Origin of the sequence: Providencia rettgeri (genome assembly GCF_041075285.1) — a bacterium.
GTDB classification, from domain to species: domain Bacteria; phylum Pseudomonadota; class Gammaproteobacteria; order Enterobacterales; family Enterobacteriaceae; genus Providencia; species Providencia rettgeri_G.
Genome location: NZ_CP163512.1, coordinates 532,057 through 547,983 on the forward strand (window position 1 = coordinate 532,057; position 15,927 = coordinate 547,983).

Here is a 15,927-nt window from a genome sequence, read left to right on the forward strand (position 1 = left end):
AATGAGAAGGGCAAAGGTTATTTTAGTAATCGCGCTTTAACTGATTTACCTTTGATTTTGCCTTGTTGTAGGTGTTTCCATGCTTGTTGAGCAACGGCGCGTTTTACTGCCACGTAAGCGTGAGTAGGATGGATCACAATTTTGCCAATATCCGCGCCATCAAGACCCACATCCCCAGTGAGCGCACCCAGAATGTCCCCTGGGCGTATTTTGGCTTTCTTGCCGCCATCAAGGCATAACGTGACCATAGTGGCTTCAAGTGGAGTAATACGCAGACCAGTAGGTGCGGATTGCCAGTTCACCTTCATATTCAGCATTTCTTCAAGGGCATTTGCGCGCTGGGCTTCTTCAGGGGCGCATAAGCTAATGGCTAAGCCGCTTTCACCTGCACGAGCGGTACGACCGATACGGTGCACGTGAACTTCAGGATCCCACGACAATTCATAGTTAATAACCATTTCAAGGGCTTTGATATCTAACCCGCGGGAAGCCACATCGGTAGCAACTAATACGCGACTGCTACCATTTGCAAAACGGATCAATGTTTGGTCACGATCACGTTGTTCTAAGTCACCATGCAGTACCAAAACACTTTGTTTGCTTTCATTCAATGCGTCATATACTGCTTGGCAATCTTTTTTAGTATTACAGAAAATCACACAAGAAGCGGGTTGTTCTCGGCTTAATAATTGTTGTAATAATTCGATTTTACCGTGGCGAGAGACTTCATAAAATTGTTGCTCAACAGCGGGTAATTCATCAACACTATTGATTTCAATCGTTTGGGGATCGTGCTGAATTTGTTGGCTAATACGGGCAATTTCATCGGGCCAAGTGGCAGAAAACAACACGGTTTGTCGGTTTATTGGTGCATAATCTATTACCGTTTCAATGTCAGGCATAAACCCCATGTCTAACATCCTATCTGCTTCATCTAGCACTAAGGTTTGTAATGCATCGAGTTGAACGGTTTCGCGGTTTAGATGATCAAGCAAACGACCCGGTGTCGCTACAATGATGTGGGCCCCGTGAGCAAGGGAATCTCGTTGTACGCTAAAAGGCACGCCACCACACAAAGTGAGTATTTTTATATTAGGGATTGCACGGGCTAAGCGGCGTAACTCATTGGCGACTTGCTCTGCGAGCTCCCGAGTTGGGCATAAAACTAATGATTGGGTTTTAAATAATTTTGCATCTATACGCTGTAATAAACCTAAACCGAATGCAGCTGTTTTACCGCTACCAGTTTTGGCTTGCGCACGAACGTCTTTCCCAGCAAGGATAGCGGGGAGGGCAGCCGCTTGGATCGGCGTCATGCTGAGGTAACCTAACTCTTGTAGGTTGGATAGTTGTTCTGCGCTTAGCGCGTTAAGGTCAGCAAATGAAGTCACAATAAAATCTCAAATAATAAAAAGGAGCTAATGGCGCCAATGATACTATTCCTACAGGGTACTGTCTGTTTTTTAATTCTTAATGAAGGCGACAAAGGCAAGCTATAGAGGAATTTAGATATAAACAATGCGAAGAGCACTAAATAGGCTATTTTCAAAACCTATCCAACCTGCTGGCAAACCTAATCGGTTTGTCAGCAGTCTGACACCACCCAAAAAGGTGGTGTCGTATTAGTCTATTTGGACGTTATTCTTCAGGGATTAAATCGGCCCTAAGTTGGTCATTACAGCATAAACCAATGCCACAATAGAAATAACAATCCATGCAAATACCAATGGCCAGATAAATTTCACCCACTTGGTATAAGGGATTTTCGCCGTAGCCAGTACCGCCATTAGGATCCCAGATGTTGGGTTAATGCAGTTCACCACGCCTTCCCCTAATAGAACGGTTTGTACCGTAGTTTGGCGGGTGATTTCTAATAGGTCGCCCATAGGGGTAAAGATTGGCACTAATACTGCGGCCTCACCCGAACCGGAAGAAATAAAGAAGTGCATAATGGCAGCAGTTGCAAACATTGATAACGCTGAAAGGGTTTTTGGTAAGCCATCCATCATCGAAATAATTGCATTAACGATGGTGTCTAAGATCATGCCATCAGATAACACAATAGCAATTGCACGCGCCATACCAACGATAAATGCCCCACCGACCATGCCCGCACAGCCTTTTAAAAAGCCCGTTGCAATGGTATTTGGCGACATACGGTTTAACACGCCCACACCAACACCTAAGATGATAAACATCGCCATCATCTCTTTTTCACCCCAGCCCCATTCTACGGCACCGAAGATAAAGCCGATTAAGCAGAATGCACTAAAAGATAACGTAATGATATGCAAGGCAGAAATTTTTGAAGTTTGCTGCTCTGCATCATCAATGGCAATTTCTGGGCGCACCATGCCTTGATTACGGCACTTCTTGGTATAGAAGGTTAAAAATAAGATACCAGCGATAACAAAGGCAATATAAATAACCATCCGAAAACCAAGGCCAGAAAGCAGTGGAACATCGGCTAAACCTTGTGATAAACCAACTGTCATTGGTGCCATAATTGAGGCGTTAAATCCTGAATAGGCAGCAACATAAACCAGCGCAGCACCAAATTTATCATCCATTCCAACGGACTTTGCGACTAATAACCCAATAGGAACAAATGCAATAATTGAGTTAACGACAATACCAGTGGTACCTAAAATAGAAAACACCACAAAAAATATTGTAATTAATAAGAAATCATTGAGCTTCTTACTGCGTGAAATATTATTCAGTACTTTTTTAATGGCTCCTGTTTCTTCGAGAAGATGCAGTGCACCACCAGTAAAAATAATTAAAAAGATAATTGGTGCAGCTTTAATTAAGCCATCTGCAATAGAGGTGAAAATTTGCCCCGGCAAAATACCGTGTTGTTCTGGCAAACGCTCATAACTACCCGGAATGGTATAAGAGCTAGAAACTTTAGTTTCAATACCATCTTTGACCATGGTTATAACTTTAGTTTCTGATGCATATTGCCCAGCGGGAACGATCCACGTGGCAATACCTGCGATAACTAAAATGAAAAACAATAAAACGTAAGGATTTAAGCCTTCTGAGCGTTTTTTGGGTGGTGTTGTGTTTGTTGACGTTGTTGCCATATTATTATCCTGTTGGATTATTATTTATTGTGTAATTCGTTGTAATACATTGAAAAATAACTGAGCTCGTTCAGTTAGTGATGGAATTTCTAAATATTCTTTATCACTGTGTTGGTAGCCACCGATGGGCCCTAAACCATCAACAGTGGCTGTGCCGACACCCGCAGTGAAAGAGGCATCTGAGCCACCCCCGGTTGAAACATCAATTAGCTCGATATTTAATTGCGTAGCTTCTTGCTTGATAATATCGATAAGTACGCTGCTTTCGTCAGTTTTTGCCATCGGTGGACGGTTAATGCCCCCGGTTAACGTTAGCTTTATACCGTCCAATACAGGTTGGCTGCATACTTCTCTAACTTTTTTATCGATTTCAACACCTTGTTCATCTGAGGAGATCCGCACATCGATTTCTGCGCGCGCATTTGGTGCAACGGTATTGACTGAGGTTCCACCGGAGATTAAACCAACATTGACGGATAAACCCTGGTCGTGAGCTGATAGGGCATGTAAGCTTTGGATTTTATAAGATAATTCCTGAATGGCACTGATACCTGCTTCAGGCGCTATTCCTGAATGTGAGGCTTTTCCTTCGATATTCAGTACGTAGGTACCTACGCCACGGCGTGCGCTAACAATAGCACCATTGGCACGTGCAGGTTCCATTACAAGTGCATAGCGTTTGCCCAGAGCACATTTTTCAATGACACTACGGGATGAAATAGAACCGATTTCCTCATCACAATTCAGTAAGATCTCTATATTTTTATAACGAGTGTCTTGGTTGTCATACAGCTGTTTCATGACTTGATACACCATGACATGGCTGCCTTTCATATCAATGACACCAGGACCATAGGCTCTATCACCTTCGATTCTAAATGGGCGCTCTGCAACAGTACCTTTAGGAAAAACGGTATCTAAATGCAGTAAAATTAAGATCTCAGCCTTCACGGAAGGATAATAAATGCGGTAGTTATTGCCTAAAGATTCGTTTTCAATGACTTCAACTTCAAACCCCATTTCACGGTATTTCTCACACCAAACGGCAGCGTGATTATCGACACCAGCCTTATCATAAGAGCCTGATTCAATATTTACGACGTGTTCCAGTAACTTTAACATGGCAGGTTCATGTACTAAAAATTGATTAGTCATAATGGATCCCTAATATTGTGTTTGACGGTAATTTAGCTATTTTTATTGTATTCTATGCAAGTCATTCCATTAGAAAATAATGGACAGAATAAGTGCAATATAAACAATATTCTTTTTCTTTAAATGAAATGAATATGTACTGCACTATAAGAAAATCTTAACTGCAATTATTCAATTAAAATAATTTAATAATTTTTATAAGCATTTTATCGTCCCTGTGATTTTCTTAATGTCAAAGCTAACTTAACCTAATTTAATGATTCAATATATCCTTTCACTATCTTGTGTAAGGCTAATACGCAGGATACTTACTGTTGTAAGTACTTTTCGACTCTACCATATTAAATAAATTAGATACAAGATGATTATTTGATATTCATGTTATGTATTGACATCAAAGGGCTAACTTAAAATAATCAAATAAATCTAATCATTCCCCATAAATTATTAAGTATTTTTTTATTTTGGTTTTTTGTTTTACGTCACCAGTTTTTTGATTCGATTTTATTTGATTTGTTTATATAATATATACATATTTCGTGACAAAAAAATTCTATTTAACTCTTGTTATTTTTCTCTCATGTAATAAACATAATAAACTTTATGGTTTTTAATGTTTAAATTGAATATATATTGATCAATGAGTGAGGTTTGTATTAGGCAACTTATTAAAGCAAAATGGGTACGCCGTTTCTAATCATAATAAAATATCATCTATTTTCATAAATAACGTTGGAGAATAGGTTAGATCTCCAATAACTGAGCAGGAATAATCATTAGAAAAACACCAATGGGCAGGGGCATTTTTGACGGTTGATTTTAGCTGTTTTATCGGTATCTCATTGGTTAATTTTTGTTCTTAAAGTTCAATGTTGCTGTAGTCTATTTATATATCAGCTTATGTAAGCATAGAGCAGAGCTTAAACGACTAAAGAGAATAACTTTCTACTATTGAGTGGTTAAGTAGCAAACAGCTAGAAAGTATATGGGTAATTACAGATAAAACTATTATATCAATCATGATTGTTATAACCACTGTTCACAATGATCAGCAATACAATTAACGTTTAAGATACAATTATTGTTTAATTTTAATATGTTAAAGGCTGTTTACTGTCTAATAAGTGTATCTTGATAAACTAAATAATAATATTGTGACGGCTCACTCATTTCACTGTAATTATATAACTAATTGTATTTTATTGGTTTTTTCTTTGATTTAGAAAATTTTTCTCTAAATTTGTATAAAGTCATCGATTTTTAGAAAAAGTTTTCTATTTCTCTATGGCATATTTCTTTTAGCAACAAATATAAATACACGCTTTTTTATTATTCTATGATTGGGTTTTTATAATGACTAAGAATATTGCTACAGTTTTAATTCATGGTGGGAAACAGCAAGATACTGTCAATCATGCTATTTTCCCAGCAATCACAACCGCTAGTACCTTTGTTCAACAAAGTTTAACGGAGCATGGAGAATATTGTTATTCCCGTTGCAGTAATCCAACACGTTATGCTTATGAAACTCTATTAGCCGAAATTGAAGGTGGGATCTATGCAACAGCAACGGCTTCTGGGGTTGCAGCTTCAAGTTTAGTATTAAACTTACTACCAAAAGACTCCCATATTATTGCAATGAAAGGCGTTTATGGGGGAACTTTCCGTTTATTTGAACGCATTGCAACTGAAAATTGTGGGCACGAAATAGATTATGTCGACTTAAATAATCTTAAAGAGATCGCATCTAAAATAAAGAGTAACACTCGTTTAATTTGGATCGAAAGCCCAACTAATCCTTTATTAGAGTTAGTAGACATTAAAGCAGTTTGCGCATTAGCTAAAACAAATAACATTTTAACCTGTGTGGATAATACTTTTGCAACAGCTTGGAACCAAAAACCGTTGGAATTAGGGGCTGATATAGTGATGTTATCAGCAAGTAAATATATAGGTGGTCATTCTGATTTAATTGGCGGGGCGGTGATCACTCAGCGTGAAGATATTGCCAGCCGTCTTGATTTTCTGAAAACCACACTCGGTGCAATTGCTTCTCCTTTTGATGCATACCTCGCATTACGAGGCTTAAAAACATTGGCATTACGTATGTCAGCACAATGCAGTAACGCACAGAAAGTTGCCGAATATTTAGTAACGCATCCAAAAATTGAACACGTCTATTATCCAGGCTTACCATCCCATCCTCAATATCAATTATGTCAAACACAAATGCGAACAGGTGGTGCAGTTGTGACAATCAAATTAAAAGGTGATATTGAAGCGACCAAAACATTTTTATCTAAGGTGACTTATTTTGTGTTAGCAGAATCTCTTGGTGGTGTGGAAAGCATGATTAACCATTCAGCCACTATGTCCCACGGTTCTATGACCAAAGAAGAAAGAGAAAGTATTCATGTTTACGATACCACATTACGTTTATCTGTAGGTATTGAAGATATTAATGACTTATTAAATGATTTAGAAAAAGCATTATCTTAATTAAAATCACAATAAACTATAATAAGAGAGCATCCCATGAATGATTATGGAATATGGACCATTGTCACTCCACTGGTTACGATACTTTTAGCCATCTTTACACGCCAAGTTATATTATCTTTATTATTGGGAATATTAGTTGGGTTTACCGTTATTAACGATCATAATATATTATTAGGAATTAACGGAACGCTTGATGGAATTATTAATACTTTTGCTTCACCGGGAAATACAAAAACAATTTTATTTATGGTCATGATAGGCGGTATTATGCGCCTTGTTGTTGTCACGGGAGGGGTTAGATCTCTCGTTAGGTTATTGACCAATAAAACGAAACTAATAAAAAATAGAAAAGCTGTTCAATTAATGGCGATGATTATTACTTCATTAATTTTTATTGAAAGTTCAATTAATCAATTAATCGCCGGTGCTTCGACAAAAACCCTAGCGAAAAATTATGGTGTATCGCCAGAAAAAATGTCATATATCGTGCAAACATCCTGTGTGTCTGTATGTTCATCGGCCATGATAAACGGCTGGGGAGCAGCGATGATGGGGGTGATTGGTGTTCAGATATCAAAAGGTTTTATTACTGGTGAGCCCTTTGAAATTTTAGCGAGCTCGATGGTATTTAATATCATGGCATGGTTTTCTTTAGCTTCAGTTCTATTTTACATTTTTTCCAACTTCGCTTGGGGCCCAATGAAAAAAGCAGAATTGCGAGCACATGAAGAATCGTTAACTATTTTAGCTGCGGAAAATACAGAACAGGATGATGAAGAAATTATTAAACACCCAAATTGCCATACCTCTTTGAATTTCTTTATTCCTATTTTATCCACAGTATTAATGGTGCCTATTGCTTTATATATCACTGGTAATGGGGATTTCAGTAAAGGTAGCGGTTCAACATCCGTATATTGGGGAGTCATGTTTGGAACTCTAGTATCATTTGTGTGGTTTTTAGCTCGTCGTGTTTTAAATATTGAAAGTTTCTTTAAAGAATTATATATCGGTTACGCGAGTATGGTGAAAATCAGCTCAGTTATGATCTTAGCATTCTTAATGGGGACTGTTTCTTCCGATTTGAATACAGGAGCTTATATTGCGGAAGTCACGTCTGGTGTCATTTCCCCTGCATTCTCAATTGGATTTATCTTTTTAATTAGTGCGGTGATGTCATTAGCAACAGGGACATCGTGGGGAACGTTTGCGATTATGATCCCAATTGGTGTGCAGCTAGGTATTTCTGTCGGAATGCCTGTGGAATATATGATTGGTGCCGCCATTGCAGGATCAATATACGGGGATATGACATCACCAATATCGAGTGACGCGATCGTGGCCTCTATGGCAACAGATTGTGACCATATTGAACATATTCGAACTCAAATGCCTTATGCCACAGTAACAGCCGCATTTGCTCTCATGGTTTACCTCTATTTAGGTTTTACATATTAATAGAGGAGGAATTCAAATGAATATAAAAGAAAGACTTTCATCAATAGCAAAAATTGATTTATTACACACTGCAACGCCATTGATGAAATTGAATAATATTTCTGAATATCTTAGTCGTGATATTTATATTAAACGTGATGACATAACCCCCCTAGCCATGGGGGGCAATAAACTACGTAAGTTAGAGTTTATTATTGCAGATGCGCTACAGAAAAAAGCCAGAGTATTAGTGACTGCTGGCGCGATACAATCAAATCATGTTCGTCAAACGGCGGCGATTGCAGCAATGTATGGTTTAGAATGTGTCGCTTTATTGGAGAACCCACTACAAAGCGGGAATTCCCTTTATTTAAACAATGGCAATAAGCTACTGACGGATTTATTTAATACCCGCTGCTATTTTTGTGCAGAATTAACTGATCCGAATGCACAGATGCAAGAACTCATTGAGTCGTTGAACCTAGAAAATGCATATGTCGTCCCTGTAGGAGGGTCGAACGCGCTTGGCTCACTTGGTTATGTTAATTGTGCCGTGGAAATTGTACAGCAAAAAACAAATAATGTTGAATTTGCTGCTGTGATTGTTGCTTCAGGTAGTGCTGGTACACAAGCAGGCTTGGCGATGGGGTTACACACAATACTACCCCAAACGCCCGTTATTGGTGTGACGGTTTCACGTACTATTGAACAGCAACAGCCTAAAATTGAAAAATTACAAAATGAAATTGGCGAATTATTAAACCTTACTGATTTTCCGAAAGTGCAATTATGGGATCAATATTTTTTGCCAGCTTATGGTGCACCGAATAACAAAGGGCAACAGGCGATTGAGTTATTAGCACAAAAAGAGGGCATTTTGCTTGACCCTGTTTATACCAGTAAGGCGATGGCCGGGTTAATTGATAATATTTTAAATGAATCAATAGAAGGCAATCAGCCAATTCTTTTTATTCATACTGGTGGTTCACCCGCTTTATTTGCGTATCCTGAAATCCATGTCGCAAGTATTTAAACCTATTTAAAATGTGATGTACCTATGAAGATTAATACCAAAGTTATACACGGTTATCCAATGACGGATAAATATACGGGAAGCTCATCTATTCCGTTATATCAATCATCAACTTATTCACAAAGTAATATCGAAGAAAATTACGCATATATTTATTCACGTTTTTCAAATCCAACACGTGACGCACTAAGTGAAGCTCTTTGCTCAATTGAAAATGCCAAATATTCTGAGGTTTTTTCATCAGGTATGGCTGCAATTAGTGCAGTTTTATTAGGATTCAGTCAGGGTGATCATATTGTTGCCTGCAAAAATATTTATGGTGGCACTTATCAATTAATGACGGAATTTTTACCACGTTATGGTATTTCAGTGACGTTTGTTGATGCAACAAAGCCACAAAACTATGCGAACGCAATACAAGAAAATACAAAAGCATTCTATATTGAAACCCCGTCTAACCCAACATTACAGGTAACGGATTTACATGGGGTTATTCATTTAGCGAAAAAGAGTAATCTCATTACGATATGTGATAATACATTTATGACGCCGCTATTATCGGATGTTATTTCACTGGGAATTGATTTTTCAATTAATAGTGCCACTAAATTTATCAATGGTCACAGTGACGTTATTTTAGGGACGGTAGCGACAAATAATGCTGAATATGCAAAGTGGCTACACAAATCAGCGGTTGCTATAGGTAGCATTGCAGCACCATTCGATAGTTGGCTGACAATGCGTGGATTAAAATCGATGGCTATGCGTGTTGAACGCTCTAGTGAAAATGCGCAAATGCTTGCAGAATATCTTAACCAGCATACTAAAGTAAAAACAGTATTTTATCCGGGCTTACCTTCACACCCAAATCACCATGTTCATATGCAACAATCTAGAAATGGCGGAATGGTCGTTTCGTTTGACTTAGGTAATGAAAAAAATGTGAAGTTATTTTTAGAGGCGATCCGTATTCCATTAGTTGCCGTCAGTTTAGGGGGAATTGAATCAATTATTTCTTACCCTAAGATGATGTCACATGCCTGTATTCCTGAAGATGAGCGCATTGCGCAAGGTGTGACGGATGGATTACTACGATTTTCTGTTGGCTGTGAAGATATTAGCGATTTATTAGCGGATTTAGATAATGCATTATCGAGATTATAATCTGAAGGTTAGGTTTTATAGGGCTTGTTATATAGTCTTTGAAAAACCACGAAAAGAGTTAGTGTATATTTGTGGCAAGGAAGAACAGTCCTGACCTGTTTTAATGCTACCAGAAGATGTTACACCGCATACCTAACAGGGAGTCTATAATACTTCGTTTATCCCTGATTTAAATCAGCTTATTGCTTTTTAGCGGATACTGCCGTATTCCTACAAAACATCTTTAACGAAACCGAACTCCCTAATATTTAATTAGGGAGTTTAAGGTTGTTGACAAAGTGGGATAAAAGCGTGGTTTTTCCTACTTTGTGTTATTAGGCGAAAATCAATATATTGATTTTCCTTGTTTTCTTTCAAAACCTATCCACCCTGCCGCCAAACATGTTATGTTTGTCAGCAGTCTGAAACTCCCTAATATTTAATTAGGGAGTTTGTGATTAAGCCAATAATATTTTTTAAACGCTATAGATATAGCACTTTATTTACTGGCGTTAATTGAGCTTCTTTTTGCAAATGTTTTAAAGTTTTGGTTGCCAATAGCGCTACCGCTTCATAAAAAGCACAATTGCCTTGTAATTGTATTTTTTCCAAGTAACGATATACCCAAGGTAAAAAATGAATTTCCAATAAATCAGCCAATAGCTCTGGTTTATTTTGGATAATCCACGCCGTTAATAAAAATAACAGTCCAACATGGTCTTCAGGCTCATTTGAATTTAGCTCAATATTAATTTGATTGTTCCTTAGCCAAGCCCTTAATTCTAATGTGGAAATGCCAAATAATACGTTTTCTTTATCCAAGTATACTGATCCCCAAGGTGGCGCTGGGAGCGCATTTGGGCCGATAAATAACCGCTCATAGGCCGCTTTTAGCGATTCAGGTTGCGTTGCTTGGCTTTGGAATAGTTGATCGATGTGCTGGCAATCATAATGCGTCGTAAAAGGCCATTCGATGAGCCATTCACTGGTATTAAATAACGCAATGAGCTTGTTAACCCGAGGATCTGAAGGGTCATAGGAAAATAGTGCGCCTAAAGTTTGGATGCACAGTGAAAAATCATCTAATTGTTTTTGTTCCATACTAATTCGCTTTGTTTTTTGATTTTACTAAAGTGGGTTAACTATTTGAATTTTAGATAAAATAGAGGGGTTAAGTTTTACTTGTTTTTTAGCAATATCAACATATTGGTTTTATCGTCACTTGACCATCGTAACGAATCATAAGATTTTTGTCGATGAGATGAGGGGAAAAGTTTCCCCTCATGAAGAGCACTTAACCTACGACAGCCATACCTACAGTCATATGTAATCCGTAGAAAATACCACGCCCAATGAGTTCACCAAACATGATCAATAAAACAGCAATTAATAAGCTGATAGTTGAAGGGGCTCTCATTTTAGTAAAAGGGTAAAGCCAAAAAGCTAAACCAAGGAATAAACAGAGGGTCCTCCATCCCATTAATGATGCATAATCAGGAACTAATAGACTGGCTTTTTGCACAGAGCTTTGAATCAAACCGAGTTCATATCCTTGCGATGTGACTAAAATACAGCTAGCAATAACACCGATAATACTGATGAGCGCAAAGGAACGAACCCGAGTAATATCATAACTGGCAATCCGCAATAAAAATGAGGCTAATACAGGGCCTGCAATTAAACTGGTTAGAATAAATTGCAAACTACCGTGTTGATTAAACCATGTTGGTACGGTGTCAATTTGATAAACGCGGGAAATGGCATAAATAAAGAATGCAGCAACAAATAGGGTGATAACTAACCAAGTTTGACCAAGTGCTTGAGGCATTTTTTTAAAAAATGAAATAAGCCAATATAATCCCCCTAAGGCAAAAAAGAGGGATCCGCTGACAATTTCATTACTTAATGCAGAATGTCCTACACGTATCATTGAATTAAAAGCGCGTAATGGTGAACCCATATGTAACATAGATAATAAAAAACCTATCCCCATTAATAGCCATAATCCAAACATACTCATCACGATTTGATGGTGTTGTTGTGCAGAAGATTTAAGTTGTAAAACAAGTGCCATTAAAATAAATGCACCTGCGACGGTTTGTCCGATAACAGTAAAGAGAATTAACGGATATTCATGTAAGCCAGCACCCATTTTATACCTCCTCCGGATTTGCGAGATAGCCCGTAGTATCACCAACAGGACGGCAATTGGCGTTAAGATTTAAAACAATATTCGGTTGGGTGTAATGTGCGGGTGGGAGGGGAGCAATTTCATTTAGGTTGCCATATTTTGCACGTAACTCATCAATAGGAGCAAAATCCAACGCGCGTAGTGGGCAAGATTCGACGCAAATCGGTTTTTTACCCTCGGCGACACGTTCAAAACAGCCATCACATTTAGTCATATGACCTTTTTCTGCATCAAATTGAGGCGCACTGTAAGGGCAGGCCATATGGCAATAACGGCAACCAATACAAACACTTTCATCAACGACAACAAAACCATCTTCACGTTTATGCATTGCACCACTTGGGCATACTTTGACACAGGCCGGGTCATCACAGTGATTACAAGAAATTGACAGGTAATAGGAAAAAACATTTTGTTGCCAAGCACCATTTTGCTCAGTCCAATCACCACCTGCATATTCATAAATACGGCGAAAATGCACGTCTGTTGATAAATTTTTAAAGTCTTTACAAGCCAGTTCACAGGTTTTACATCCTGTACACCGCTGTGTATCAATATAAAAACCATATTGTTGTGACATATCGGGTTCCTTACAATTTCGCAATTTCGACTAAATTAGTGTGTTGCGGATTTCCTTTGGCAAGCGGTGATGGTCGCTGTGTCGTAAGGACATTGATGCATCCACCTTGGTCGATTTTTGAACTAAACATATCTGCATCTAACCAAGCACCTTGTCCCATTGCGGTTACTCCCGGCATAATTCGCGGCGTAACTTTGGCAGGAATATGTACTTCCCCTCTGTCGTTAAACACTTTTACAATATCACCTTGTTTGATCCCGCGGGCTTTAGCATCGATGGGATTAATCCAAATTTCTTGGCGACAAGCTTGTTTTAATATATCAATATTACCGTAGCTAGAATGGGTTCTGGCTTTATAGTGAAAACCTATCATTTGAAGCGGGTATTTCTCGCGTAATTTATCTTGATGCCCCTCAAATCCTTCGGCATAGATTGGTAATGGGTCGATAATATCGTCTGGAGATAGTTCCCAATTTTGTGAAATTTCCGCGAGTGCCTCCGAATAAACTTCGATTTTTCCTGATGGAGTATTAAGCGGATTGGCCTGTGGATCATCACGAAATGCTTTAAAACCAATTACATGCTCATCAGGGCATTTATGTTTGAAAATACCGACCTTTTTCATCTCTTCATAAGTTGGCATGTCCGGAAAGCGTTCGCGGCTTTTTTCACAGAGGTATTTAACCCATTCATGTTGAGTACGGCCTTCGGTAAATGTTTTTTCAACATCTGGACCTAAGCGTTTTGCAATTTCAGATAAAATTTCATAAATAGGCTTGCGTTCAAATTTTGCACTGGTGGCTGGCTGCCCTAAGATCATGTAGGACATATTTCCTGCTGATTCACTGGGAATTAAGTCTTCTTGCTCAGTCGGCATTAAATCAGGGAGTAAAATATCGCAATATTTTGCCGATGCAGTCATGAAATGGTCAATACCGACAATCATTTCACATTTACTATCATCTTGCAGAATATCATGAGTGCGCGCGATTTCGCTGTGCTGATTGATTAGCGTATTACTTGCATAGCACCATAAAAATTTAATTGGCACATCCAGTTTATCTTTCCCTTTTACACCATCGCGAGTCGCGGTCATTTCCGTTCCGCGTTCAATTGCATCAGTCCATGTAAATACGGATATTTGTGTTTTTACAGGATTATCAAGCATAGGGAACCATTCAACACCTGAATCATAAGTCCCTTCACGGCAGCCTGAATTTCCCCCGCTAATCCCTACATTACCTGTAATAATGGCGAGCATTGCAATAGCTCGAACGGTTTGTTCTCCATTTGAATGGCGTTGTGGCCCCCAGCCTTGAACAATATAAGCGGGCTTAGTTTGCCCAATTTCGCGTGCTAGTTTAATAATTTTATCGGCTGGGATCCCCGTAATGGTTGAGGCCCACTGAGGTGTTTTCGCTACACCATCAGCCCCATCACCTAAAATATAGGCTTTATAGTGACCATTGCGTGGTGCGGAAGCTGGAAGTGTTTTTTCATCATAACCCACGCAATATTTATCAACAAAAGCCTGATCAACCATACCTTCAGTAATAATGACATAGGCTAAGGCGGCGGCTAAGGCTCCGTCAGTACCCGGGCGTATAGGCAACCATTCATCTTCACGACCTGCCGCAGTATCGTTATAGCGAGGGTCAATGACTATCATTCGCGCATTTGAGCGTTCACGTGCTTGCTCAATATAATAGGTGACTCCGCCTCCACTCATACGAGTTTCGGCTGGATTATTACCAAACATGACAACAAGTTTAGTATTTGCAATATCATCAGGGCTATTGGCTTCCTGTGAACCATACAGATAGCTCATACCTGCACGAATTTGAGCGGTACTATAGCTGCCATAGCGGCTTAAAAATCCACCACATGAATTCATTAAGCGATAAGGGACGTTAGAGTTAGTGATATTACCACCATCAACACCCGTTCCATATAAGACGTGAACAGCTTCGTTACCATAATTTTTCAATGTATTACGTAAGCTGTCGCTGACGATATCGAGCGCTTCTTCCCATGAAATTCGGGTAAATTTACCTTCACCTCTTTTGCCGACACGCTTCATTGGGTATTTCAGCCTATCAGGATGATTCATTCGGCGACGAATTGAGCGGCCACGTAAACAAGCACGAACTTGATGGTTGCCATATTCATCGTTACCTGTATTATCGGATTCGACCCAAAATACCTCATCATCTTTGACATGCAACCGCAATAAGCAGCGGCTTCCACAGTTTACGGTACATGAACTCCAAACAACTTTGTCCTCGGGGGGATTTGAGGAAGAAGGGGTATTCATTGCTTTTGCATTAAAAGGAAGAGATAGGCTACCTACTGCTGCAAATAATCCACTTGCAGCCCCAGATTTCACGACACTACGCCTTGAAATAGGGCTATTTAATAATTTATTTTTTATATTCATTGAGATGACCCTTAATGACCATATTAAATATATGGCTTTCAAGAAATCATATTACTAGTTGATTAAGATTGTTTTTTGCGTCATATCAATGAATTAATATTTTTTGGACTAGTAGCTTATTGATAACTAACTGGTTTCATTAATAAAATTTAATATTTTAACCGTTTGATAAATAACGGGTTATCTGATGTTTATTCGAGGTGTTATGATTTTTTTTGTTAACGATTAGCCGTAATTGGAATATATTTCTCTATTTTAAATGATTAAAGGCAAAATAGAGAAAAATTTTATGTATTGACTAAAAAATTAATAACTCTTATTAATGCGGCGTAATTAATCTAATAAAAAATGTTTTTTCAT

Annotated in this window: 11 protein-coding genes; 4 read left to right on the plus strand and 7 right to left on the minus strand. The window is 38.5% G+C overall.

What is annotated here, in order from left to right; translation table 11 throughout:
* Positions 1-17 precede the first annotated feature (17 nt).
* The 3 genes from dbpA to AB6N04_RS02390 all read right to left on the minus strand — a co-directional run bounded on the left by dbpA (position 18) and on the right by AB6N04_RS02390 (position 4,244).
* Positions 18-1,391 (minus strand): ATP-dependent RNA helicase DbpA, encoded by a 1,374-nt coding sequence (gene dbpA, locus AB6N04_RS02380; protein WP_369310328.1) that lies wholly within the window; start codon positions 1,389-1,391, stop codon positions 18-20.
* A 261-nt stretch (positions 1,392-1,652) separates the two neighbouring features.
* On the minus strand, positions 1,653-3,089 hold the full coding sequence (locus tag AB6N04_RS02385; RefSeq protein ID WP_369310329.1) for a YfcC family protein: 1,437 nt from the start codon (positions 3,087-3,089) through the stop codon (positions 1,653-1,655).
* Between the two features lie 24 nt (positions 3,090-3,113).
* Complete coding sequence (locus AB6N04_RS02390) at positions 3,114-4,244, minus strand: M20 family metallopeptidase (RefSeq protein WP_369310330.1); 1,131 nt, start codon at positions 4,242-4,244, stop codon at positions 3,114-3,116.
* A 1,353-nt stretch (positions 4,245-5,597) separates the two neighbouring features.
* On the opposite strand from AB6N04_RS02390, the gene AB6N04_RS02395 reads away from it, so the two are divergent.
* The 4 genes from AB6N04_RS02395 to AB6N04_RS02410 are packed head-to-tail and all read left to right on the plus strand — an operon-like array spanning position 5,598 to position 10,380.
* Complete coding sequence (locus tag AB6N04_RS02395; RefSeq protein WP_369310331.1) at positions 5,598-6,743, plus strand: PLP-dependent aspartate aminotransferase family protein; 1,146 nt, start codon at positions 5,598-5,600, stop codon at positions 6,741-6,743.
* A 36-nt stretch (positions 6,744-6,779) separates the two neighbouring features.
* Positions 6,780-8,204: a Na+/H+ antiporter NhaC family protein gene (locus AB6N04_RS02400; protein WP_369310332.1), complete on the plus strand. Its 1,425-nt coding sequence runs from the start codon at positions 6,780-6,782 to the stop codon at positions 8,202-8,204.
* Positions 8,205-8,220: 16 nt separating this feature from the next.
* Entirely contained in the window at positions 8,221-9,216 is a 996-nt protein-coding gene (locus AB6N04_RS02405) for a D-cysteine desulfhydrase (RefSeq protein ID WP_369310333.1), read from the plus strand.
* 24 nt (positions 9,217-9,240) lie between these two features.
* Positions 9,241-10,380 (plus strand): PLP-dependent aspartate aminotransferase family protein, encoded by a 1,140-nt coding sequence (locus AB6N04_RS02410; protein WP_369310334.1) that lies wholly within the window; start codon positions 9,241-9,243, stop codon positions 10,378-10,380.
* A 462-nt stretch (positions 10,381-10,842) separates the two neighbouring features.
* Here AB6N04_RS02410 and dmsD read toward each other — a convergent pair whose 3' ends face one another.
* The 4 genes from dmsD to ynfF all read right to left on the minus strand — a co-directional run bounded on the left by dmsD (position 10,843) and on the right by ynfF (position 15,567).
* On the minus strand, positions 10,843-11,460 hold the full coding sequence (dmsD, locus tag AB6N04_RS02415; protein WP_369310335.1) for a Tat proofreading chaperone DmsD: 618 nt from the start codon (positions 11,458-11,460) through the stop codon (positions 10,843-10,845).
* Positions 11,461-11,653: 193 nt separating this feature from the next.
* Positions 11,654-12,511 (minus strand): DmsC/YnfH family molybdoenzyme membrane anchor subunit, encoded by an 858-nt coding sequence (locus tag AB6N04_RS02420; protein ID WP_369310336.1) that lies wholly within the window; start codon positions 12,509-12,511, stop codon positions 11,654-11,656.
* Position 12,512: 1 nt separating this feature from the next.
* Positions 12,513-13,130: a DMSO/selenate family reductase complex B subunit gene (locus AB6N04_RS02425; RefSeq protein WP_369310337.1), complete on the minus strand. Its 618-nt coding sequence runs from the start codon at positions 13,128-13,130 to the stop codon at positions 12,513-12,515.
* Positions 13,131-13,140: 10 nt separating this feature from the next.
* Positions 13,141-15,567: a selenate/tellurate reductase subunit YnfF gene (gene ynfF / locus AB6N04_RS02430; protein WP_369310338.1), complete on the minus strand. Its 2,427-nt coding sequence runs from the start codon at positions 15,565-15,567 to the stop codon at positions 13,141-13,143.
* Positions 15,568-15,927 lie beyond the last annotated feature (360 nt).

Bases quoted from the DNA above. Each gene is read 5' to 3' on its own strand.
- AB6N04_RS02385 (WP_369310329.1), bottom strand. From the start codon at position 3,089: ATGGCAACAACGTCAACAAACACAACACCACCCAAAAAACGCTCAGAA.
- AB6N04_RS02390 (WP_369310330.1), bottom strand. From the start codon at position 4,244: ATGACTAATCAATTTTTAGTACATGAACCTGCCATGTTAAAGTTACTG.
- AB6N04_RS02395 (WP_369310331.1), top strand. From the start codon at position 5,598: ATGACTAAGAATATTGCTACAGTTTTAATTCATGGTGGGAAACAGCAA.
- AB6N04_RS02400 (WP_369310332.1), top strand. From the start codon at position 6,780: ATGAATGATTATGGAATATGGACCATTGTCACTCCACTGGTTACGATA.
- AB6N04_RS02405 (WP_369310333.1), top strand. From the start codon at position 8,221: ATGAATATAAAAGAAAGACTTTCATCAATAGCAAAAATTGATTTATTA.
- AB6N04_RS02410 (WP_369310334.1), top strand. From the start codon at position 9,241: ATGAAGATTAATACCAAAGTTATACACGGTTATCCAATGACGGATAAA.
- dmsD (WP_369310335.1), bottom strand. From the start codon at position 11,460: ATGGAACAAAAACAATTAGATGATTTTTCACTGTGCATCCAAACTTTA.
- AB6N04_RS02420 (WP_369310336.1), bottom strand. From the start codon at position 12,511: ATGGGTGCTGGCTTACATGAATATCCGTTAATTCTCTTTACTGTTATC.
- AB6N04_RS02425 (WP_369310337.1), bottom strand. From the start codon at position 13,130: ATGTCACAACAATATGGTTTTTATATTGATACACAGCGGTGTACAGGA.
- ynfF (WP_369310338.1), bottom strand. From the start codon at position 15,567: ATGAATATAAAAAATAAATTATTAAATAGCCCTATTTCAAGGCGTAGT.